The organism is Exiguobacterium sp. s128 (assembly GCF_018618815.1).
Taxonomy (GTDB): Bacteria; Bacillota; Bacilli; order Exiguobacteriales; family Exiguobacteriaceae; genus Exiguobacterium_A; species Exiguobacterium_A antarcticum.
This window is the reverse complement of sequence record NZ_JACSMT010000025.1, coordinates 16,633-38,277: the sequence shown is the minus strand read 5'-3', so window position 1 is coordinate 38,277 and position 21,645 is coordinate 16,633. Positions and strand designations below refer to the sequence as shown.

Below are 21,645 nucleotides of genomic sequence, written 5' to 3'. Positions count from 1 at the left end.
AATGTGGTGTGGTAACTCCATTCTACACGAGGCCGTTATGGGCTTTTTGTGTTTTCCGTCAGGTGTTGCACTTAATATTACAATTCGTCCTAATCAAAAATGATTCCTGAACAGCATCTATGTCTATCCATCTGGAGGTAAACCATGCAAAAACAGTCTTCGATGCTGCTGATTTTACTGGCGGCAATGCTTTGGGGTACGACCGGCACGTCCCAAGCCTTTGCGCCGGAAACGGCCCATCCGATTGCGATCGGCGCAGTCCGCTTGGCGGTCGGTGGCTTCTTTTTACTCAGTCTCGTCTTACTGACCGGAAAGCTGACCCTAAAAGATTGGCCGCTGCAAACGATTTTCCTCGCTGCACTCAGCATGGCCGTCTATCAGCCACTATTCTTTTCCGCCGTTCTCATGACCGGAGTCGCCGTCGGAACCGTCGTTGCAATCGGCAGTGCGCCGATTTTTTCCGGAATGATTGAATGGCTGGTCTTAAAAAATCGACCCGGCACTTTTTGGTGGCTGTCGACGTCACTATCGATTACCGGCTGCCTGTTGCTCGTCATGAATCAGGCAACGGTTTCGGTGAATCCGCTCGGCATTTTGCTCGCCCTCGGTGCCGGATTATCGTTTGCTGTCTATACGTTCGTCAGCCGGAATCTGGTCAAGACGCACTCTCCGTTATCAGTCGTCGCGGTCGTCTTTACGCTCAGCGCCCTGCTGTTGTCACCGCTGTTGTTCCTGTTTGATGTGTCGTGGGTCTTCAGTCTGCGCGGCACCGGCATCAGTCTGCATCTTGGCGTCTTCGCAACAGGTGTTGCCTATCTGTTGTTCGCACGAGGTCTTGCGCATGTCTCGTCTTCGACGGCTGTCACGTTGTCGCTTGGTGAACCGTTGACCGCTGCCCTGCTCGGCGTGTTTGTCCTCGGGGAAACGTTAAGTCTGTTGTCGTGGGTCGGCATATTACTTTTATTCTGCGGTATCGGTCTGCTCATCTGGTCGTCGCGTTCGACACGTCAGCCGGACATCCTCGAACTCGCTAAAGAAAAACACTCTTAAGGAGGGAATCAGTCGTGCACATTACATTCGAGAAGCTCTTGTACCGAGAAGACTATCAGATTGCGCTCGATCACATTGTCATGAACGAGGAAAACGGCAATCGACTGGCACTCTATTTTCGCGGCCATACGGACGAAGTCATGGTGCTCATCGGTGACTATTCCTGCAATTATTTTGAACTGTTGTTTGAAGCAGATTGCGTCCTGCTCCGCTCGTCGGATTTGCATGAACTGGATGACGGACTGGAGTTCAGTACGATTCCGCTCGTCCTATATAAGGACTCGGCACTCCTGACCTTTGCGACAGCCTGGATGGGCTTGAAGCGGGACCCGTCGCGAGACTGGACCCACTACGCCATCCGGGCATTCGAACAGGACTTTCATGTCCTGTCCCCGCGTCCGCCGGTCTTTACAGATCTTGGTCATAAGATGAGTGATTTTACGGTCAGACATTCTTTTAATCTGCCAAAGGAAAATTGACATAAAAAAGCCCTACCTCGCCAAAGGTAGGGTGATGCGACTCGTCCCGTTCGACGGCTTGCGCCGGGCGGGACGTATTTTAATTATACATAGCGCGCCAGTGTTTTTTCAATCACCTGGATTGAATCGACCGGCGCAAACCGTTTAACGACCCGCCCTTGGCGATCGACAAGAAACTTCGTGAAATTCCACTTGATGTTTGACGAAAGTAGTCCTCCCTGTTGCTGTTTTAAATACGTATACAACCGGTGTTCCGTCGGTCCGTTGACGTCAATCTTCTGAAACATCGGGAACGTCACGCCGTAGTTGCGCTGGCAAAACTGCATCGTTTCTTTCGGATCGGCGAACTCCTGATGGTTGAACTGGTCACACGGAAAGCCGAGGATTTTGACGCCTTGATCGGCATACGTTTCGTACAACCGTTGCAAATCCCCGAGCTGACCGACGAGTCCGCATTTACTGGCTGTATTGACGATGAGAAGTACCTCTCCGGCATAATCCTGCAAGGAAATGGTCTGTCCGGTTGCGTCTTTCACCTTAATCTCATAGAGCGATGGCATCCCGTCGCACCCCCTTTTCCGTCAGTATACTCCGCTGAAAAAGCTCCGTCTTTTTTGAACACGCAATCAGTTGACTACCAGATGGATTCTTCCCGGTCACTCAGCTTGATGACAAACGGCATGATCAACAGAAAAAACAGGCTGACGTATCCGAGTGACAGATAGTGTTGGGTATCTTTTGAAAGATATTGTTTTTTACCGCAGTTTGGGCAGTCCTTGCCATGCTTCACAAACCCAACAGCCAGTATTTCTTTCGTCTTCCACTTGTAGTCACAATTCGTACATCGTACCATCTCATCATCCCCTTTGAATTCTTTTACCTGTTTTTTAAGGTAAAGGTTTCGTGATTGGGATGATTGGTTGAGAAAAGTCAATCAGCGAAACGTGCTCATTCCTTAGTTTTAAAGCTTCTCTCCACTTCCTGAAACGCTTTTATCCAATCCCGAAAATCGTCGTCCACATGAAAATACTCATCCGGACTATTTTGAAAATCCATTCCACAGACTGTCGTCAGACAATGAAAGGCGGCCAATTCCTCCTTCGTCAACGTCCGGTCTCCCTTCTCTTCCATCCATTCTAAAGCCGTCATCCGTTCATCTATAAATCATTCACGTAGAAAAATTAAGTATTTCCCTCTAGGTAGATTCGATTATCAGTGATTGAATCAGTACCGCCCTCTTTAATTCCCATGGTATAATTTTACATATCGAGTTTCGATCTCTATTCGTATTGAAAAACATGAGCTTTTAGCATCCTAATCATTTAGAAATGGAGGTCATCCCGTTGAACAAAGTAATTGCTCCGTTGCTTTGTGTCCCTTTCCTTCTGTTATCGGCATGTACGGACAAAACGGACGAAACAGAAAAAGCCGTGACCCACCAAGAAAGTAAAGAATTTAAACCGGAAACCGTGAAGATCGACAAGGATAGTGAATTAAACATCGTGCCGCTTTATGCGCCCTATCAAACGTATTTGAAAGCATCGCTTAAAGCCGACACTTCAGAAATGGATATAAAAAATTACGCAAAACATGTCCTCGGTTACATAGATGAGATTGGGGAGAAGCAAAACTTTGATACGACCAGTTTAAAAACATTCTTCATGTTGCAATCAACAGCTTACGAGAAGGATCTGCTGGACCAAACGAATGAATTGATAAAACAGCATGACGAAATTAAAAGCATCATTACGAAAAACTATATCGCTTCCCACGAAGCGCTCCCTAAAAAGAAAGCTACGATTTTCATCGCACCGTCTAATCCGGAATTTTGGTCGATGACGGATCCTTTAGCCGGAGTGTCTGGGGCAGCTTTTCAGGACTCGATTATTATTCAACTAAATCCTAACTTCGATAAAGAGGTTTTGGCCTATACGATTGCACATGAATATCATCATCTGGTTTAAAAAGATACACCCGAGTTAAGCAGAATCGACACATCACTTGATTCGTTCATCTTCGAAGGGAAAGCAGACGCCTTTGCCGATCGGATCGTCACGAACGTCTCGCCTCCTTGGAATGTACCGATGGATGATACGACCAAAAAACATGTGGCGCGTCTGATTCAAAACGGCGAAGCCAATTATCAGGATGTCGCCATTGGGAACGAACAAAAAAATATCCCAATTTGGAGCAGATACTCTCTGGGACGTGATATCTTAAGTCATCATTTGAAGGCCCATCCTGATCTTTCCATCAAAAAATGGACGTATGAAGAAAATGAGGACAATTTAGAGGGTTATAAGTATCAAAAGCGCATTGAATCAAAAGATTTTTGACACATAGAAATACCACTTACGAAGGAGGGTAGTTTCACATGCGTAAATATTTATTGATCGGCTCAGTGATTATCATCATTGCTTTTTTCGTTCAATTCGAACCTTTCCGTGATGAACCTCCAGATCCCCGTGTCGAGATAAAGGGAAAAAGTATTCCAACGGTCCAAGGGACATTTTGCTGGAGTGGCATGTTTAGTAGTCAATGTGTAGACAAAATCTACGTAGACGGTCTGCATATGACTGAAAAAAGTAAACCGGTCACCGTCATGCCGAACGAGAAAATCCAGATTTCCTTCGATCCAAAACCTGATACAATCAAAATCATTCGATTTAACAAGGTGACCGGTAAGCCGGTTACGTTAAAAAATAATCAACTCGTAACACCGAAAGAAGCCGGCACATATGCCTATGAACTTCAAGCAAGATGGTCTGAGAATGGTGATGGTCAGTTTGCTTTCTTAATCAAGGTAGATTGAAGGGTAAACAAATGGAGCTCGTGTCTGTACTAACATTTAAATATGTATTACAATGTATTACAAAGGAGATGATAAGAATGAGTACGATTTCTGTTCGACTCGATGATCAGGATACGCGACTGATCAAAGAATATGCGAAAGCAAAAAACATCACGATTTCTACACTTGTTCGCGATGCCGTCCTCGATCGTATTGAAGATGAGATTGATTTACAACTCTATCATGATTCCATGGCAGCACACCGCAAAAAATCAGAAGCAATCTCGTTTGACGATATGATGAAGGAACTTGATTTAGAATGACAGCATATACAGTGGAGTTTGAGCGCGGAGCTCAAAAGTCCCTTAAGAAGATGGATCCTCAACAATCGCGGATCATCATGTCCTGGATCAAGAAGAACCTGGTCGGGGCGGATGATCCGCGTCGTCATGGAAAGGGACTTGTCTCGAATCGTTCGGGTGAATGGCGGTATCGCATCGGCGACTATCGTCTGATCGCTGACATCCAAGATGACAAAGTCGTGATCTTGATTCTTGAGATCGGGCATCGTCGAGATATCTTTGAACTACCTCCACCTACGCTTCGCTAAGAGATGGAGGATTCCTGAGTTATTCAACCTAGCGGCCAAAAAATTATCAGGCTAACCCCGTCGTCCCGACGGTTGAACGTTGATCTTGTCCGTTTCTTTTATACGGATGCCTACTCTGCTTGGTTTTCGCTACTTCGGTCATCCGCAAGGTGAACGTTGAAGATTTTACGTGACAGACGAACTTCCTATCACAACCCTATATCTTCAGTTTTCAAAGAACATGACTCTTTTTTTGTTCCTGATTTTAATTGTTTTCAAACCAAGAGTGTCGGACAATTGACGTGTCGCAAGACACGCCTTGCCCGAAGACGATTCATTTCCCACTTGCACTAGGGCTTCGCCCTGAACGTTTAGAAGTGGGAGTATTCTCGTCTAATTTTGATAAATAAGGGAGTTAAGACTCACGAATGAGGAAACATATTCGTTTTATCTTTTTAACGACCGTTTTTGCAAACATCACTTAAACATTATTCATACGTATGATGAAAAGGAGGAAAGTGACCTCACCTCTAACAGAGAAGGGATTTTGCTCCTTTTGATAACTTTAGGTGTTACTTAGTCTACGCTGTTCAGATCCCCATACCATTTTTTCTATCCTAAACTGTCTTCTATCAGTCAGCTATTACCGGTACACCGTCCTCTTCTCGATTCATAATGCAAAAATTCGTGGTTTTAGAGGGTTACAGGCAAAGACATTTAAGGCGCCCCTTCCCTAGTTGGCAATTTTATGTAAAAATATATAATCATATAGTAATTTAAACAGGATGTGACTCGATGCAAAAAGTTCTATTCTATTTTTCCGTACTGAACAGCCTTTACCTCGCAATTAACTCACTCACGTTTTCAGACAGTCTTCTCAATGCACCGCTCGGCCTAACAACACTGTTTGCCGTCCTTTTGATGTTTCTTAATGACAAAGCGAAGAAAACGGGACGATCGTTTTTTACCAAATCAACGGATGTCCTCAGTTTCATCAATATCCTGATTGGATTTTCGCTGATTGTCTTTATCTAGGAGTGAGGAATACCGATGACGATTTTTATTGATTTGGGATCATAATCGAAAATTTAAGAAGAGCATACATAGGAAGCACATGTACGCTCATCTTTTTGTAATTAAACACGCTAATATTCGTTTAATTGCGGAAGGATCTTCATCTGGATGGTCATTTCTTCAAAATCTTCTTGAGGATGTGGACCGCAAGAGCAATCAGAGCACATCCGATACCTAGCACTAATGCTAGAAAACTTGATAAATGTAACACATTTAACCTCACCTTCTAACATGGATGTTACCTGATAACCTTTGATCAGTGCCGGTTTCATACTAACATTATTTCTCATTCTCTCACTTGTTACTCAGCTTGATAAGCTTTTAACCAATGGTACGGTTGCAACTCACAGAGTGCTTTAAAGACCAGTGCTTGCTCGGGATTTGTGACAGCAGCTTTGACGTCCGCACCAAAGTAAAACAGACGCTCCTGGCAGACACCGCATGGACTCAAAATCTTGAACGGTGCCTGTTCATCGTCCCGCACGACACAAATTGTATGTGTGATCCGACAGTTCAACTTGTGTGCTTCGAGGATGGCACCTGTCTCAATACACAATTCGGTCGACGCGTTCACGACTTCCGGTGCGACACTAGTCAAGATTCGTCCGTCATCGGTCGCAATCGCTGCCGCTCCGCCCCATCCGTTCGGATACCTCGTTTCGATTAATTCTTTTGCTGCCTCAAATAACTGTTGTTCGATATTCATTTCATCACTCCTGTGTACAGACGCATTTTGACGAATTCATAGCTTCCACCGTTTGTTGACTGCTGAAACTGTTCAATCGTTTCAAAACCGCTTTTAGTGTACAGCCGGATTGCCCGTTCGTTAAACGTTGCGATGGCTAATTCAATTTGACGTGGTTGATACTGCTTGATCGCAAAGGCAAGACCGGATTCCAAAAAGGCCGTTCCGTTTCCTCGTCCCGTCAAATCAGGTCGCATCCCTAACGCCAATTCAAGGCTGTCCTGTCCGGGTTCGAACACAAAAAATCCGATCAGTTGCGTACCGTCCATCACAGCATAGTAATGTTCCGTCCGTTGATCCGGATCCAAAAATTCCGCCAGGTCCTCTTGATCATTCGGCATATCGTAGAACGCAAAGTCACCCTCGTATTGCCAGTCATACGCAATCTGTTCCGCCTGACGTTGTGTCAGTGGTAAATAGGTATAGGTCATTGCAAGCGACCTCCTTTTCAAAATGAATTTATGTGTTAATCAAGATCGATTTTTTCTGTATTCGAGTAACAGTGGTGTCAGATTCAGTCCAATCGACACAATCGTTAAGAACCACCAGGCGCGTTCCATTCCGGGAACAACGTCTGCCAAGGCCGCCCAATCTTCGGCTTCGACCCAGTTCGCAATTTGACTGTTTTCCGCACACAGCGTGAGCGCCGTAAGCGATAACCCGACAGCCATTGCCAGCTTATAGTCCTTGCCGATGAAGTACAAAATCAGATTCACCGCCGTCGCGAAGATGGCAAGTATCCCAAACAGTAGCCACATGACACAATTCCTCCTCTCCTTGTTGTGTTTCCTATTGTTATTCCTTTCGACAATCAATCAAATGTTTTATTTCTTATCTTCAAGATAAAGTGTTTCATCGATTTCTTCATACGTCGAAACATCACCATACGTTACAGTTAGTTCAGTGTCTTCTGACCACTCCCAAAAGTAGTCGCCTTGCGCGATGATAGCACGTTCTAAAAAACATTCGAAATTTAAATTTAACGCAACAGCAGTGTCCAGACCATCCGATGGATGCACGACCGTGATATATGGTTTTTTAAAGGAGTCTTCTGTATCTGTACATTGATTTTTATCAATTAAAATCCATTTCTCATCTATTTGACCTATGATCCAGTAGTTTCCTTCTGAGACGAGACCGTCTTCTGAATGGTGCTCTTCCGACATTTCGAGCATTTCCTCAAGAGGAAACAATTCTAGGATTAAATCGGATTCTGTTTCAAATAAACCGCATCCATTATGTAACGTTAAAAAATGTTTGTAGTCCCTTGGTAAAGAAAAAGTATCTTTCAGGAAGTGTGAATCAATCTCTTTAGAAGTTAACGGTGTATTGAAGGTGCAAGTTGCCCATCCATTTCTCCCGTATCTCCCCATAATAAATCTCGGTTCGTTTTTGAACATTTGTTTGAGCAAAATCAACGTTCTTTCAATCCGTTTCATTTTATCTCCTCCTCAATTTTTTCGAACTATAATCACGCCAAAATATCCTTTTCAGTTTATACCTTTAGTTGGAAATAAAGATACTAGATTACAGGCTTTATGATATGATCAACACAGTGTTTTTATTACATTTATTACCTATTTTATCATTAGAAGGAGGGCTTTAGATGAGTGGTGATGGACTACTTTGGAGTATATTATTACCAAGCTTAATCGTATTAAATGTATCAGCTATCCTTTTATACAAGAAAGGGAAAATGCCTTTATGGGGATCCGGCTTACTAATTGTCATACTCGGACCAATCATCGCTTTGATAACCGGCCCTGTTTTTTTAAAGATCGACCATAGTATGGGCGGAGACGGTTTTGGAGCAGCTTATTCAGCAGCTTTTATTGGATTCGTGATCGTTGGTAACGGGATCCTGTATCTCATCATCGGTCTCGTATTAGGGATTAAGAACTTCATTAAACGACGGCAAGTAAAACAGTCAAGATGAAACTACAGAGTATAAAAAAACCATAACTTCGAATCATGATGCATGGTCTGCTCACTTGAAATCCTGTATTCTCATACGATTCCATTCTTTTTCCTGATTTGTCCGAAACACTTCTCGACCTCGATCCCACTCTGCAATCAAACAAAGCAGACCAAAACCTGTCATTAGCAGGTAGTGCATTGTACTGACGGACTCCACGTTACCATACCGCCAAGTCATTCCCGCTACAAAAAGCAACGGAACAACTGCCCCTAAGTACACATTCTTTTGACTGGATAATATATACTGCACTCCGAGTATGCCGGCATAAAGTAACCCCATCCACAGAAAATCCATTCTTCTTCCTCCCCTAGTCGAGCATATTTTAAAATCTTCAACTGTCAAACGCCTTTTTATACATACAGGCTGGTTTCTTCAACCATTTGCCACCATCAATAATTTACCATATTAAAACGAAGAATGATTTGATATTTCTGATGATTACAAAAATGTAAGTGAGCACCTAAATAAAGCGAAGCTAAAAAACGATTCTTCTCGTGTAAGAGAACAACCGTTTTTCGTCTTCAATCTGAAACACTTAATTGGATGCTATTCTCTATACACGCAAGGATGATAATTTGACTAATTTTAATCAAACAAAGCATAATGATAAACAGCAAAGCGTTACACAACTCGCTCTGCAATGAAAGGATGTTGGTTATGTCATCAAAAAAAGTCTGGTCAGTAGAAGGTTATGAAGAGCATGGTGTAGAGAACCATCAAAAAGCAACTATGACGGAAACGTTCACGAATGAGGCCGATGCTCGTAAAGCTGCTAAAAAAATGGCGGATACGTACGATCAACTCGATGTATATGTGATCTATACGAATACATCAAGCGGTAAAGCAGAAGAACGTTTCTTTAATTCGGATGGATCTTATAGTGAAGAAGGATTTGAATGGTAACATTTCAGCCGTCGATTTGACGGCTTTTTTGTACGATGAATTATACTATTAAGCACAATACCTAACTGAATACACAAAAAGAACCGCTCAACAGAGCGGTTCGTGAGAATAATCCCGAGTTAGTAGTAAAATTATTCATATAAGACTGCACCCCTATTTTTAAACCGCACGTATATATTTGTGAAATATCGTACTTCAATCATTTGTTAAAATGCGGTAGCCTCATTAACTCTTTATTCTTTGTTGCTTAGTCAAAACAGAGGCATCACTCTTTTGATAAATTTTTGTTCGTAATCGATCTCCGACTGTGTTTATTATTATGTCAATCGTGTTGTCATTTTCCCAATACAGTTCATATCCGTACAAACTAATGGGATTTAATTTACTTTTTGAAGGAATAATAACTGATGGTGGCAATTCAAATACACATTTATTGTATATACATTTTCGAGACTTTAAATCAATAATCTCTAAAAACAAATTTAGTTGTCCAGATGTCAATACTCCTTTCAAAACAGCTTTCTTCGTTTTAGTTTTATTATTTTTTACATCTATGTTTTGCGTATATATAAAATTTTTTTCATATACATAGTCTTCAAATTTATTTATCTCATCGTCAGATAAACATTCTCTAAACTTTGAATGAATCAAACCTTCTTTTAGAGTTTTCAAAGTTTCCCTTAAAAACTCTAAATCTTTTTTAGATTTTAACTCATTTATATTAGTTTCTTTAAAATAATATTCGCGCTTTTCTCCATTTTCAGTTCTGATTCTTCTTTCTTCTTCTTCTGTTAAATTCTCGTAAAAAATAATATAAAAGGAACTGTATTTAGGAATTTTTTTTCTCATTTTTTTCAAAAACACTTGGAAAAGATACACTAAGGGTACATTTCTTACATCAAAATAATCAATATCAAGTTCTTTTTTTTCATTATTTTTAATATACCACACTTCTAATTCTAACATAGTATCTACCTCTCTTAGAGTCTATAATGATATGGTGGTTTCAACTTATAATTTAAGACATTCCTGACATAATTAGTATGACGCCTTTCCCAATTTCTTACGTTTAGTCCACCTCTCATGTTTACTTTTACTATCTTTGAAGCATGTACATTGCCGTAGGCTCAATTGAATCTTTTAACCTGCAATTCTGCTTGTTCTATGTGTACTCACGATATTTCTGTTAATTATTGTAACATGTCCCATTTGTTTTTAGTCCGACAAGGAGATGGTCTGCGTTATAAACGCACTCCCTGATTGGTTTGCCAGCCGCACCTGATCATCTTTCATGTTGTGTGAGCACTCTTCATTTTTCTAATAAAATGCAAAAAAACCGCTCTGTTGAGCGGTTTCCCGAAGAAATCCCGATTTTCACACCAACTGTGCAATGAGTGTGCAATGGGATTTTCTGAAGGGCTAGAAACGGCTTAAGACTGCGGCTTTTTGCGACGCAAACCATAATATTGATAAAACTGAACTTCAATATTTCCGTTATAAAGCTTACGACGTTTTGTCGCCGGGCGACCGAATGCTTTTTCGAACTCGACGTACGACGTGATCATGTAGACACTGTAGTATGGGAATTCACGGAACGCATTACCGATCTTCCGGTACAACTGATGGACTTCACGTGCGTCTTCGAGACGTTCCCCGTATGGCGGGTTGCCGATGATGACACCAAAGTCTTCCTTCGGCTTGAAGTCGGCTGCGTCCCGTTGCATGACGTTGATTGCGTCCCGGACGTCAGCGAGCTCGGCGTTTTGTTTTGCGAGCTTGACCATCTCCGGATCCGTATCGTTGGCATAGATTTTGAGCGGCTTGTCCCACTCGGCTTTGTCGTTCGCTTCCTTGATTGCGTCGAACCAGGCTTTTTTCGGAATACAGGCCCATTCTTGCGAAGCGAACTCACGGTTGATCCCAGGTGCGATATTCCGTCCGATCATCGCCGCTTCGATGGCAAGTGTTCCTGAACCTGTAAAGACGTCGTACAGCGGCATATCCGGCTTCCAGTTCGTCAGCATCAGCATCGCTGCTGCCATCGTTTCTTTCAGTGGTGCCGCGGAGTGGAACTCGCGGTAACCGCGTTTATGGAGGGCGTCGCCTGACGTATCAATCGTCAGTGTCGCAATGTCTTTTAAGAGCGCGACTTCGATTGGGAAGCTGGCACCGGTTTTCGGTAACCACTCGTCGCCCATGTTGTACGCTTCCTGCATATGCGAGACGATCGCTTTTTCCGTGATTTTCTGACAGTCACGGATGGAGAACAACTTCGATTTGACCGAGCGGCCGTTGACGACGTAGTTCGCTTCCCACGGCAACAGTTCGCTCCACGGGAGGTCTTTGACCTGATCGAATAATTTTTCGAATGACGTCGCCTTGAATTCGGCGACGACGAGTTTGACACGGTCCGCTGTCCGTAACCAGAGGTTGAGACGGGGAATATCTTCAAGCTCACAATCGATGTAGACTTTACCGTCCTCGACCGTACACTCGTATCCTAAATCGCGGACTTCCTTGGCGACGAGGGCTTCGATCCCCATTGCCGCCGTCGCGATGACTAAACGTTTTGCCATGATTGTTCACGCTCCTACCTGTTTTTAAAATTCCCAAGTTCAGTTCAATAAAAAAAGAGCCCAGTTGGACCTGGACTCTCGTTCAAAGTAAAAATAACAGCCTATGTGGTCCTGTAAGCCATGTTCTGTTCCCTAGTGTTGCAAACGGTTTGACCCTCACACGTGGGCGACAATCATCTATCTCCGTATTTACATACGCTCTCCTTCGCGTTCAGTTCCGCTCCGGAAATTCCCCTACCAAATTTGGGTTTCTCGCTCGTGGGGTTTACCTCGTTCCACCCTTACTGTTTCCAGTAAGGCTCCGTCACTGTGGCACTTTCAAGAAGTTTCGGCCATATCCGAAGACTTAGGCGTTCCTTCTGCCGTCAGCACGACGCTGCCTACACTTATCTTTTCGTGTAGCACGATCACTACAACCATCGCAGGTTGTGCGAGCATGGACTTTCCTCAAAGCACCGAAGTGCCCCGCAATTGTCCGAACCAACATAGTCACTGCTTAACAGTGTAGCGCACGTCACGGATTCTAGCAAGAGGTATTTCTCGATCAATGGGCGGAAAAGTTGCGTTTCCCCGTGAATTTGCGGTATAGTACAATGGTTCAGAAGGGGGCATGTACTATGAAAAAACGACGCTCTGGTACGAACCAGCGTACCGTACGGAAATTGACGTTCTTGATCGAGATTGATGAAATCAAGGCACTTCATCTCCGGAACGGCATTTTTGCCTTTTACCGCAAGGGTGAACTCATCCATGCGTTCGAGCCATTTAATGTAAAACAACCTGATGCGTTATCAAAACGGAGTTACCATTTCGACCAACATGATATCTTATTGATGAATGAACGGTTCCCGCAACAGATTCCGCTGTACGATGAAGCGATGACGTTACGGTCGTGGGCGAATCAAGTCGAATACGGCTTGTATCAGCTGATTGACACGGGACGTTTGTCTTTCATTCATGAAGACGATACCGGGTACAAAATGGAAGCGACGATTCAGTGGACGGGCGAAACGCTTGCCGTTCCGACGCCGGTCTATAAAAAAGGAAAAGACCCAAAGTAAACACTTTGAGTCCCAGGCTGTCTCCCACTTGGTGAGACGGCTTTTTTTGATTACTTGACGGTGATGAGACGTTCCGTCACCCGTGTGTGACGCCCGGATGACGTCGCAAAGACAAGTTTATACGTCCCCGTTTCTTTCAGGGCGTAGGAATACTTGTGCGTGCCGTTACGCAGATAGTCATTCGTAAACGTCTTGACGACCTTGCCGTCCTTGTAGAGACGGGTCAACGTCTTCGCGTTTGAATACTCGTCAAAGTAAAACGAAAACGGCTGATTCGGTTTCAAGACCGACGGGACCGACACTTTGGAGACGGGTGCCGGAATCCGGGCCAGCATGCCGGCGTTCAGACGACCTGTTCCATAGTGTAACGTCGTATCCCCGGCTTTTTTCGCCGCTGCCTCGTACAATTTACTGCGAAGCGTACTGTTCGTGATGAACGGATTTTTTGATTTTGCGAGGGCGATGACACCACTGACGATTGGTGTCGCCATCGACGTCCCGTCGAGATAACCGTACTTGTTACCGACGATCGTCGAGTAGACGCCTTCCCCCGGTGCCATGATGTTCAACCCTTTCCCGTAGTTCGAGAACGTCGACGCGCGACCGAGCGTACCGACCGACCCAACGGCGATGACGGATTTCATTGAAGCCGGGAACAAAAGTTTATTGCGTCCGTCATTCCCCGCCGCACTGACGACGACGATGTTCTTCGCTTCCGCTTTTTTGATCGCCGCTTCCATGTACGGATCGTACTCGTACTGTCCAAGTGACAAATTGATGACATCCGCGCCTTGTGCGATCGCATACAGAACGCCGTCCCCGATGTCGATCGAACTCGCGAAGTCGCCGTCAAAGACGTCAGCGCCAATCAGTTTGACGCCCGACGCAACACCGACGATCCCTTTGCCGTTTTCCGCTGCCGCGACGATGCCTGCGACATGCGTCCCGTGATCGTCCGGTTTCCGGATGCCGGAAATCGTCGTTGCCTTATAGATGACATTCTTGAACTCCGAGTGATTGACGTCAATCGCATCATCGATGATCGCGACGCGTACGTCGGATTTGCCGCGGCTGTACTTCCAATAAGTAGGAATACGCGATTGGTCCAAATATGTTTGTTGCAATTGCGCTGAATCGGTCGCCTTCTCGACGACGCTGACCGGAATCAGATCAGCTTCGACATCGGTCTCATCGAGGTGTGGTAACGGTTCGACAAGCGAAAAGCCGTCCTGTTTCAGTTCCCGGACTTCCTGGAGACCTTGCTCCGACAACCACGTTTGTTTTTGTTGCTCCGTAAAAGTTGGATCATACTGCACATATTGAGAATTAGCGAACGCAGAGGTAGGTAACCCTACGACGACAGCAAATGTGAGTAGTGCAAGTTTCTTTTTCAATGTGGACCCTGCCCTTCTCTTTTTACACGCCGATTCTATTGATGTGCTGATCCAAACGGACTAAAAAAATGGAACGGTCCCATCGGAATCTTCGCTGACTTCAAATGGAATGATTTTTCCGATCGTGACATAGGAGTAGTAACGGACGAGGACAGCACGCCAACGGTTGGCATCAATCCCGGTCAGATCCTCTCCGAGCGGTGACCCGTCAAACGTCTCGAACTGTTGGCAGAAAAAGGCTTCCTCTGCCTCGCTCCACGTGACGGTTTCTCCGATAAATCCGGTTGAAAATCGGACAAAATCGGCGATCGATGGACCAATCACTTCAGACGGCAAACGTTCGCTCATCCGTCCGACCAGTTCATACCGATCGCGCTCCGCCTGATCGGCCTCCTCTAATGAGTGGCACAACAAGACTTCCCGATTGATTTCAACCAAAACGACATAATCACCTCTCGGCAAATTGACGTGTATCATCCCTACACCCCTTGGATTAAATTCGTGTAGTATCTAGATGTCACTTTCTATGGGTTAACTTATAATGTCCATTTTCGATCAAACATCAATTCTATCGGTTCGTTATCCTTAGACTTTAACATACGAACCCGTGTCGTATCAATTTGATCGAGTAAATCCATGTCACGCAATGACTGGATGACCGGTGCTTCCGCCTGCTCGATCCGCGTCCGGAACGGTGTCAACAAATCCTGTTGCCCACTCGCGATCGCATACCAGGCAAGGCGGGCGAATGGTTCATCCTTCGCCGTTTCTAAGGCGTAACTCTCAAAGATGTCTGGTAAGTAACTGGCAAACTGGTCCAGTGCGTCGATTCGCTCCGCGAGATCGAGAATCGTCAACCAACTCGGCAACGACAATAACGATTCACTTGACCACCAATCGATTAAATCAATATGTTCCTTGAACAGCTGTTGCGCTTCCGGACGGTCGATGAAATGCTGCATCGTCTGAATCAATTCGTTCCAGGCGATCGACCAGTATTCATCAGACGGATTGGCGGAGATGAAAAATTGACGGTAGACCGTCAACAGTTCCGACACTTCCTGGAGATGCTCGACTTCCAACCGTTGATTCAACCGACTAACTGCTTTTGTAAAATAACTTGGTTCTAACGTCAATGCCATATACAGTAATTTCGGGACATCTTTTAGTTCGCCTTGATCGACCGTCTCAAATAATTCCTGGATCCATTCGGGTTGTGGGTTCGTCATACGTTTTTCTCCTCTGCATAGTAAATGTATTTACTATACCCGAAAAAGAATTAGCGTAATCCTTTTTCTCATAATGCCCCGATCTGTTTCGCTGTTTCTTCACTGCATAAAACGATCAACGTCGTATTCGGCGGAATCGGTTCATCAAGCCGGCGGTTCAAATCCAGCCGTTTGCCGTCCGATAAAATCGTCACCCCGTCTTCGAGCATCGCGTGGAACGCTTCCCGGAACGTCGCCCACTCCGGTTTTGCCGGAAGCGAAAACATGCCGTCCCCGTCTTTCGTCAACAGATTGGTCACGACCTTCGTCACGCCGGGATGGTGGGCGGCGAGAATCGCCATCCGGGCAATCGTCTCGTCTCCGAGCAACACTTCATCGACCTTGACTTGTTCGAAACTGTCGAGGTGTTCTTCTAACATCATCTCAACGATCGTATAGATGTTCGGATTGGCGCGTTCGATACTCGCCGCGATCAATAAGGTCCGACCGTCGGCCAGTGCCGGCGGAATCGAATGATCGGCGAGGACGATCGCCCGGGTCGCCTTTTTGATGTTCGCCCGTTGCAGCGTCGATTCGAGTGCCGGATCGCCGCTGACATAATGGAACCGGGGGTGGCTGAACGGTTCACGTTCCAAGTCGTCGATCAAGATGACGTCCGTCGTCTCCAATAACTCATCGATGACGTGTTTCGAACGCCGGCTGTAGCCAAACACTAACGTATGTCCCGTTTCTTTCACTTGCAATAACCCTCTTTCCTTTTGATTGCGGATCAATTGGACGCCGTCGACGAGCTTTGAAATCAAGCCGCCGACAATCCCGATTCCGAAGATGAAGACAAAAATCGTCATGAAGCGACCAAAATCCGTATTCGGGAAAAAGTCCCCGTATCCGACCGTCACGACGGTCGTCATCGTCCAGTAGACGGCCCGGAAGTATGTCCCGAACGTGTCCGGTTCTGCGAGATACATGATCAAGGCGACACCAAATACAAACACGAACGAGGCGTAGCCTAACGTCCGCATCCTCAAAAAGGACATGCGGCGTAAAAATCGTAACCAGACCATAACTTTTTTTCACCCTTTCCGAACAACTTGTCCTTTCGTCCTGTCAATAAGGGCGAAGGAGGTGATACACATGACACAAGCAGAAGAAATCAAGACCAGCTTAGTCGTCGTCTTCGAACGAAACGACAAGGTCACACCAAACGGGGATGCCGTCATCGCCCGCCGTCGCTTCAATGGACTGCGCGCCGATCTGGATCCACAAGCTGTCGCTTCGATTGGTCAAGCGATCGGGAAACTGCTCGCTGGCGCATACACGCACACGGAGATCAGCCGTGACTTTGCCTTACTTAACGCCTAACACACCCACTCACTAAAGGAGGAATTGGATGGAACACACAATTGTTTTGACATTCGAGACGATGCTGAAAAAACCGTATCGTTTACGTCTCGCCGGTGCCAAACCGGAAACGTCGGTCGATGAGATCAAGGCGCTTGGTCAGCTGATGGTCGAGCATGATCCATTTCATAACGGGCTCGTCAAGTTGAGCCAAGCCGAGCTCCAAAACAGTTCGGAATCGGCGTACGTCATCTAATCAACGAAAAGTTCTACCGTCATCATCACCCGTAGAGGTGATGGTGACTTTTTTTTGGTATACTAGAATCATCAAACAGCTGGAAAGGAAGTCAATTTATGGCCAAACGCCCTCTTACGCCCCGCGAATGTGAACTTGTCGTCAGCAGTCTCTACGTGATGGAGCTGATTCCGTTCGAAGGCATCATGGAACGACTCGAATCGATCACACTGCGCGACATCATCGGACCGGTCGCTTCCGGCGAGATGACCCGGGAACAAGCCGCCGACGCCCTCGATCAATACATCAAGGTGCGCCGGCGCCGCTTCCGCAACGTCCCGCCGGAACACCTCTGGTCACTTGACGACCGGATGGAGCAGGAAGCGTTACGGATGATCCGGAAACGGGCTCCGTTGACGGCGGGTGAAAAACTTCAACCCAAAGCGATTCCCTTTGAAATGGGCGATACCGTCGAGATGACCGTGACCGAAGTCCAGGAACGAAACGGAAAGGTCAACGTCATCGGAAAAGTTGGTCAAGTGACGGCAAAGCTTCCGGTCGCCAATCGCCAAGCGGTCAAGAGCAGTAAAAAACTGTCGGCTTGGGTGACGGGAATCGAAAAGAAACCCGCCTTGATCCACTTGTCGACATCCGACTACGGTAAACATCAGCCGTCCGACGACGTAAAAGAAGCCTATGTCACGGCGGTCGCCGCACTACGGCACTATTTCGAGACGAACACCCTTCCCTCGACGGAAGAAGTCGACCTCGCGAAATCGTTGTTCCAACGGATGATCCGTCGTGACCAAAACGATTGGTTCACGGTTTATGTCGCGATGGGGCGTCCTCAGCTCGATCATGTCCGGCGCTGGGTCAAAGTCATCCAGATGCTCGGCAAGTCTCTCCGCGGCGACGAAGAAGCGACACGTCTCTTGGCGTCACAAGAGGACCGGTTCTTTAAAGATGCGTTACTGCGTGCGTGCCGGGCGGCTGAAAACAACTTTTCTACACCTACGTAAGTCTTTCGACTAGGAAGAAGCATTTTCCTCGTTCGTTCGTAAAACATTTTGACCAACCGTCCCGTCCGTCTGTTTTTTCAAATAGACCGGGGCGTTTTTTTTGAGGAACAAAAAAAAGACCGACGGGGGTATGCCCCGTCGGTCCGACGTGTTACGTGATATCAATCGTTGATTCCAGTGCCCGGCACGTCCGGCGAACAGTCGGAAGGAAATCCGTCCGTTTGGCGACGCCACCTTTAATCCGGAAATGTTGAATCCCTTTTGTACGCTGGATCGCGGTCAAGACCGTCACAAGTTCAATGAACCAGTTCGAGATCAATTCGACGACCTGCTCGTCAAAAGCTGCTGCTCCATACACATCATATCCATTGTCGCAGAGATGGTTCGGGAAACGCTCCTTGAACCGAAAAATCAGTGTAGCCGTCGTCGGAATCGAAAAGTGATCGAAGATGATCCGTTGTTCGTGATCTGTTTCCTTCTCCGTCAGTCCATCCATCATCAACTTCGGTTGACTCCCAATATTTAGAGTCCAACTTGTTTTCTTTCGTTCGCCAGTGGAAGTGATCGTTCGCATGGTTTCGTCCATCTCCTTTGATGTGTAAGCGTTTACCTCTTCATTTTACAAGCTCGTCAACAGTTCCTGCAACCGTCAATCTCTTAAAAATGAACGATGACTTCATCTGACGTATAGTCTATCAAATTTTCGCCGGCTTGACGATGTCAGTAATTAACAACTTTTTTCCTAATGGAACACGTCTTAAGCCCTCCGCTCCGGATTTTTGTCGACTTTTTGACGACGACGTGAAAAAGTCGATCCTGTATGTGAACGCTCTCACTGTTGCCCGAGAACAGACTTCACAAAAATACTATTAGCCACTAGCGAAATATGATACCATTCAGTGGAATCACAGAAAGAGGAGAGAACAATATGCGAAAAGTTTTTCGATTGAGCATCTTGTTCGTACTGATCGTCCTCATCGGTAGTAGCATCATCTACTGGCAAATCCGGGAACGTGTCCAAAATGAACTGTACCGCACCTATTATGGACAATACGGTGTCCCAGCCGAGAACATCGACATCTACGAACAAGCCGGTGACCGGTACGAGGTCGATTGGAAGTTACTTGCCGCGATTCATCGCGTCGAGACGATCTTCTCGAAATCGTCCGCCATGCAGTCTTCTGTCGGCGCCATCGGTCCCTTCCAGTTCATGCCCAAAACGTGGGTCGGATGGGGCTATGAAGGTGGGACGTCACTCGGCGACATCGAGCACGACGGGATTGACTTGACCGACCCGGACGCCATCAAACAATATGGTGGTCTTGGTGTTGACGCGAGCGGAGACGGTAAAGCCGATCCGACTGATTTGACGGACAGCGCTCACACGGCAGCGAAGTACCTCAATCAGCATGCCGTCACGACACGCTCTGACCGAGGGACGCTTGAATCTGCCCTGTTTGAATACAATCGCAGTGAACAGTATGTCAGCGACGTCCTCAGCCAATACGATGCGTACCAGCAGCAAATCGAGCCGATCGATGCGAACGACCTCGATTTCAAGAAAGAGACACTCGCGCTACTCCTTCGCATCAGCTTACGGTTGACCAATTAAAAGGAGGCACCACCATGACACAACCCGATCGTTCGACATTGACGATTGAGGAATCGTCGATCCGCGTCCAGACGACGTTTGACGAAGCTAAAACGAAACGGTATTTACGCAGCTACATCTTTGACGACATCGCGGACGGCACGCACGTCGCCGCCTTGATCTATACGCCGCGGACGACGGACGCCTTTTTATCCGGAACGACGACGCAACGCGCCTATAACTTGATGAAGAAATACGTCGAAGGTCCGGTCCAGCAGTATGACATCATCAGTCTGATACCGGACCTGCTCGCCAGCGAGGATTTACCCTTTGCCCAGGCGAGTTTCGATGAAGTCAACTATGAGTTCGTCGAACAGACGTTACGGCAGGTCAAGGAAAAGAACGGGGTCGTCTTATGCGGCTGGGGATCGCCCGGCCGCCTGATGCACCACCTCCCCGCCTACGAAAATCTGTTCGATCAATATGCCGACATCCTGTATTGTTCCGGGATCACCTCTAAAGGTGAACCGAATCACCTTCGTTTGACTGTCGACGACAGTCCGATGATCACGTATCAGGATATGAAGTTAAAAGCGAAGAAGTTAAAGCGTAAGTAATTCTGCTCGTCAGGTGTTCTTCCCGTATGATTGTTGCGGAAGAACACCTTTTTTGCAGACTGCCTTTTTCTCATATCTTGCAAACACGCCATCAATTAAATACGACTCGAAAGAAGGTTAGATACTTTGACATTTTGGGATGAAGAAGAAAAGTTGACAGCCCCTGCTTTACTTCAAGCGGACATTCATAGGATTCAAACAGAACTTACTGGTCGTTTTCCTGAAAGCTACCTAGAGAAATTATCAGAACAAAACGGAGGATCTGTCGTTTTTAATGCTGTATCAGTGGATTTTGAAAACACTTGGTCAGAATCGGGCGCTCAACCGTTTTTGCCATTCTCCTTCATCCAACCGTTATCTTACGATGTTTACCAATCAAACGTTGGTACTTTACCGGAATGGGATGTAACCGGAAAAAAGATGATCTTTGCCCATGGTGGTGGCAGTTACTTCTACTATTTCAATTTTGAAGACAATGCGCACCAACCGTCCGTCTGGTGTCTGGATCTCTCAGTTATTTCTAATCATTTGGTGGCAAGCTCCTTTGACGAACTACTGACGCAGTTGTCTGTTCAGGAGAGTGAGCCACTTGATGCAGATGACGCTTCTATGAGTTTTTTGACGATGGCAGAAACTCTCGAATTAATTGATCACGGCGATGAGGATGACACTTTACTTGCATACTCCCATTGGATGGTGATTGGTCAAGAACTGGAACGATTGGTACGTGAATTGATGCAACGGATTGAACAGAGTAATAATGAAGATCAGATTGACAGTTATGCGGGATACCTAGCCGAGACAATGAGCAATCATTCAGAAAAACTGCAGAATTCTCTTGAAGACGTCATCGACTTATTGAAGAGCAAACATCTAATTACAGATTTGAGTGATCTTATCGAATGGTTGGATGAAGAAATGTAATGAAAAACGGGTCATGCAGTTTGGTTTTATGCTAATTGACCAATTGATG

At 45.9% G+C, this 21,645-nt stretch carries 31 protein-coding genes and 1 other RNA gene; 17 read left to right on the top strand and 15 right to left on the bottom strand.

Features of this window, described 5'->3' with window-relative positions; all coding sequences use genetic code 11:
* Positions 1–144: 144 nt before the first annotated feature.
* The gene (locus tag KNQ13_RS10595) at positions 145–1,050 is read left to right on the top strand and encodes a DMT family transporter (RefSeq protein ID WP_026829705.1); all 906 of its coding nucleotides are present in this window, start codon (positions 145–147) and stop codon (positions 1,048–1,050) included.
* A gap of 14 nt (positions 1,051–1,064) precedes the next feature.
* Positions 1,065–1,529 (top strand): hypothetical protein, encoded by a 465-nt coding sequence (locus tag KNQ13_RS10590; protein WP_026829706.1) that lies wholly within the window; start codon positions 1,065–1,067, stop codon positions 1,527–1,529.
* Between the two features lie 83 nt (positions 1,530–1,612).
* Here the strand turns inward: KNQ13_RS10590 and KNQ13_RS10585 are convergent, their stop codons facing one another.
* Positions 1,613–2,089: a glutathione peroxidase gene (locus KNQ13_RS10585; RefSeq protein ID WP_026829707.1), complete on the bottom strand. Its 477-nt coding sequence runs from the start codon at positions 2,087–2,089 to the stop codon at positions 1,613–1,615.
* A gap of 74 nt (positions 2,090–2,163) precedes the next feature.
* Positions 2,164–2,382 carry a hypothetical protein gene (locus tag KNQ13_RS10580; RefSeq protein ID WP_026829708.1) on the bottom strand — a complete coding sequence of 73 codons (219 nt, stop codon included), beginning with the start codon at positions 2,380–2,382 and terminating at the stop codon, positions 2,164–2,166.
* Between the two features lie 490 nt (positions 2,383–2,872).
* Between KNQ13_RS10580 and KNQ13_RS15985 the strand changes: the two genes are divergently transcribed.
* From KNQ13_RS15985 to KNQ13_RS10555, 6 genes are all read left to right on the top strand, one after another.
* On the top strand, positions 2,873–3,493 hold the full coding sequence (locus KNQ13_RS15985; protein WP_236624182.1) for a DUF2268 domain-containing putative Zn-dependent protease: 621 nt from the start codon (positions 2,873–2,875) through the stop codon (positions 3,491–3,493).
* Positions 3,494–3,613: 120 nt separating this feature from the next.
* Positions 3,614–3,865, top strand: coding sequence for a DUF2268 domain-containing protein (locus KNQ13_RS15980; protein WP_236624192.1), 252 nt, complete (start codon positions 3,614–3,616; stop codon positions 3,863–3,865).
* 38 nt (positions 3,866–3,903) lie between these two features.
* A complete protein-coding gene (locus KNQ13_RS10570; protein ID WP_026829709.1) occupies positions 3,904–4,341 on the top strand; it encodes a hypothetical protein in 438 nt (145 codons plus the stop codon).
* A 77-nt stretch (positions 4,342–4,418) separates the two neighbouring features.
* Positions 4,419–4,643: a type II toxin-antitoxin system RelB family antitoxin gene (gene relB / locus KNQ13_RS10565; protein WP_026829710.1), complete on the top strand. Its 225-nt coding sequence runs from the start codon at positions 4,419–4,421 to the stop codon at positions 4,641–4,643.
* On the top strand, positions 4,640–4,930 hold the full coding sequence (locus KNQ13_RS10560) for a type II toxin-antitoxin system RelE family toxin (protein ID WP_026829711.1): 291 nt from the start codon (positions 4,640–4,642) through the stop codon (positions 4,928–4,930). The genes relB and KNQ13_RS10560 overlap by 4 nt, the downstream gene beginning before the upstream one ends.
* A gap of 774 nt (positions 4,931–5,704) precedes the next feature.
* The gene (locus KNQ13_RS10555) at positions 5,705–5,944 is read left to right on the top strand and encodes a hypothetical protein (protein ID WP_026829712.1); all 240 of its coding nucleotides are present in this window, start codon (positions 5,705–5,707) and stop codon (positions 5,942–5,944) included.
* Positions 5,945–6,284: 340 nt separating this feature from the next.
* Here KNQ13_RS10555 and KNQ13_RS10550 read toward each other — a convergent pair whose 3' ends face one another.
* The 4 genes from KNQ13_RS10550 to KNQ13_RS10535 form a co-directional block, all read right to left on the bottom strand.
* On the bottom strand, positions 6,285–6,689 hold the full coding sequence (locus tag KNQ13_RS10550; RefSeq protein ID WP_026829713.1) for a cytidine deaminase: 405 nt from the start codon (positions 6,687–6,689) through the stop codon (positions 6,285–6,287).
* Complete coding sequence (locus KNQ13_RS10545; RefSeq protein WP_026829714.1) at positions 6,686–7,159, bottom strand: GNAT family N-acetyltransferase; 474 nt, start codon at positions 7,157–7,159, stop codon at positions 6,686–6,688. The genes KNQ13_RS10550 and KNQ13_RS10545 overlap by 4 nt, the downstream gene beginning before the upstream one ends.
* 39 nt (positions 7,160–7,198) lie before the next feature.
* Positions 7,199–7,486, bottom strand: a complete 288-nt coding sequence (locus KNQ13_RS10540; RefSeq protein ID WP_026829715.1) for a hypothetical protein — start codon at positions 7,484–7,486, stop codon at positions 7,199–7,201.
* A gap of 66 nt (positions 7,487–7,552) precedes the next feature.
* A complete protein-coding gene (locus KNQ13_RS10535; protein WP_026829716.1) occupies positions 7,553–8,167 on the bottom strand; it encodes an SMI1/KNR4 family protein in 615 nt (204 codons plus the stop codon).
* Positions 8,168–8,334: 167 nt separating this feature from the next.
* Here KNQ13_RS10535 and KNQ13_RS10530 point away from each other — a divergent pair, with 167 nt between their 5' ends.
* Positions 8,335–8,664, top strand: coding sequence for an ABC transporter permease (locus KNQ13_RS10530; protein WP_026829717.1), 330 nt, complete (start codon positions 8,335–8,337; stop codon positions 8,662–8,664).
* Positions 8,665–8,715: 51 nt separating this feature from the next.
* Here the strand turns inward: KNQ13_RS10530 and KNQ13_RS10525 are convergent, their stop codons facing one another.
* A complete protein-coding gene (locus KNQ13_RS10525; protein WP_026829718.1) occupies positions 8,716–9,000 on the bottom strand; it encodes a hypothetical protein in 285 nt (94 codons plus the stop codon).
* A 363-nt stretch (positions 9,001–9,363) separates the two neighbouring features.
* Here KNQ13_RS10525 and KNQ13_RS10520 point away from each other — a divergent pair, with 363 nt between their 5' ends.
* Positions 9,364–9,609, top strand: coding sequence for a hypothetical protein (locus tag KNQ13_RS10520; RefSeq protein WP_026829720.1), 246 nt, complete (start codon positions 9,364–9,366; stop codon positions 9,607–9,609).
* 225 nt (positions 9,610–9,834) lie between these two features.
* Here the strand turns inward: KNQ13_RS10520 and KNQ13_RS10515 are convergent, their stop codons facing one another.
* From KNQ13_RS10515 to rnpB, 3 genes are all read right to left on the bottom strand, one after another.
* Entirely contained in the window at positions 9,835–10,575 is a 741-nt protein-coding gene (locus KNQ13_RS10515; protein WP_026829721.1) for a hypothetical protein, read from the bottom strand.
* 464 nt (positions 10,576–11,039) lie between these two features.
* Positions 11,040–12,185: a THUMP domain-containing class I SAM-dependent RNA methyltransferase gene (locus KNQ13_RS10510; protein ID WP_014970202.1), complete on the bottom strand. Its 1,146-nt coding sequence runs from the start codon at positions 12,183–12,185 to the stop codon at positions 11,040–11,042.
* 109 nt (positions 12,186–12,294) lie between these two features.
* Positions 12,295–12,668, bottom strand: an RNA gene (gene rnpB, locus KNQ13_RS10505) — RNase P RNA component class B.
* A 134-nt stretch (positions 12,669–12,802) separates the two neighbouring features.
* On the opposite strand from rnpB, the gene KNQ13_RS10500 reads away from it, so the two are divergent.
* Positions 12,803–13,246: a hypothetical protein gene (locus KNQ13_RS10500; protein ID WP_236624194.1), complete on the top strand. Its 444-nt coding sequence runs from the start codon at positions 12,803–12,805 to the stop codon at positions 13,244–13,246.
* 50 nt (positions 13,247–13,296) lie between these two features.
* Here the strand turns inward: KNQ13_RS10500 and KNQ13_RS10495 are convergent, their stop codons facing one another.
* The 4 genes from KNQ13_RS10495 to KNQ13_RS10480 form a co-directional block, all read right to left on the bottom strand.
* Entirely contained in the window at positions 13,297–14,640 is a 1,344-nt protein-coding gene (locus KNQ13_RS10495) for a S8 family peptidase (RefSeq protein WP_026829723.1), read from the bottom strand.
* 60 nt (positions 14,641–14,700) lie between these two features.
* On the bottom strand, positions 14,701–15,117 hold the full coding sequence (locus tag KNQ13_RS10490) for a hypothetical protein (protein WP_209548346.1): 417 nt from the start codon (positions 15,115–15,117) through the stop codon (positions 14,701–14,703).
* A gap of 59 nt (positions 15,118–15,176) precedes the next feature.
* The gene (locus KNQ13_RS10485) at positions 15,177–15,869 is read right to left on the bottom strand and encodes a hypothetical protein (protein WP_026829725.1); all 693 of its coding nucleotides are present in this window, start codon (positions 15,867–15,869) and stop codon (positions 15,177–15,179) included.
* Positions 15,870–15,937: 68 nt separating this feature from the next.
* Entirely contained in the window at positions 15,938–16,933 is a 996-nt protein-coding gene (locus KNQ13_RS10480) for a potassium channel family protein (RefSeq protein WP_236624196.1), read from the bottom strand.
* 70 nt (positions 16,934–17,003) lie between these two features.
* Between KNQ13_RS10480 and KNQ13_RS10475 the strand changes: the two genes are divergently transcribed.
* The 3 genes from KNQ13_RS10475 to KNQ13_RS10465 all read left to right on the top strand — a co-directional run bounded on the left by KNQ13_RS10475 (position 17,004) and on the right by KNQ13_RS10465 (position 18,464).
* Positions 17,004–17,231: a DUF1659 domain-containing protein gene (locus KNQ13_RS10475; RefSeq protein WP_026829726.1), complete on the top strand. Its 228-nt coding sequence runs from the start codon at positions 17,004–17,006 to the stop codon at positions 17,229–17,231.
* 28 nt (positions 17,232–17,259) lie between these two features.
* Complete coding sequence (locus tag KNQ13_RS10470; protein ID WP_026829727.1) at positions 17,260–17,466, top strand: DUF2922 family protein; 207 nt, start codon at positions 17,260–17,262, stop codon at positions 17,464–17,466.
* Positions 17,467–17,564: 98 nt separating this feature from the next.
* On the top strand, positions 17,565–18,464 hold the full coding sequence (locus tag KNQ13_RS10465) for a hypothetical protein (RefSeq protein WP_026829728.1): 900 nt from the start codon (positions 17,565–17,567) through the stop codon (positions 18,462–18,464).
* 151 nt (positions 18,465–18,615) lie between these two features.
* Here the strand turns inward: KNQ13_RS10465 and KNQ13_RS10460 are convergent, their stop codons facing one another.
* Positions 18,616–19,038, bottom strand: a complete 423-nt coding sequence (locus KNQ13_RS10460; RefSeq protein ID WP_026829729.1) for a hypothetical protein — start codon at positions 19,036–19,038, stop codon at positions 18,616–18,618.
* Positions 19,039–19,392: 354 nt separating this feature from the next.
* Here KNQ13_RS10460 and KNQ13_RS10455 point away from each other — a divergent pair, with 354 nt between their 5' ends.
* The 3 genes from KNQ13_RS10455 to KNQ13_RS10445 all read left to right on the top strand — a co-directional run bounded on the left by KNQ13_RS10455 (position 19,393) and on the right by KNQ13_RS10445 (position 21,596).
* Positions 19,393–20,076, top strand: coding sequence for a lytic transglycosylase domain-containing protein (locus KNQ13_RS10455; protein WP_209548347.1), 684 nt, complete (start codon positions 19,393–19,395; stop codon positions 20,074–20,076).
* Between the two features lie 14 nt (positions 20,077–20,090).
* Positions 20,091–20,672: a DUF1643 domain-containing protein gene (locus tag KNQ13_RS10450; protein WP_026829731.1), complete on the top strand. Its 582-nt coding sequence runs from the start codon at positions 20,091–20,093 to the stop codon at positions 20,670–20,672.
* A 126-nt stretch (positions 20,673–20,798) separates the two neighbouring features.
* The gene (locus KNQ13_RS10445) at positions 20,799–21,596 is read left to right on the top strand and encodes an SMI1/KNR4 family protein (RefSeq protein WP_026829732.1); all 798 of its coding nucleotides are present in this window, start codon (positions 20,799–20,801) and stop codon (positions 21,594–21,596) included.
* Positions 21,597–21,645 lie beyond the last annotated feature (49 nt).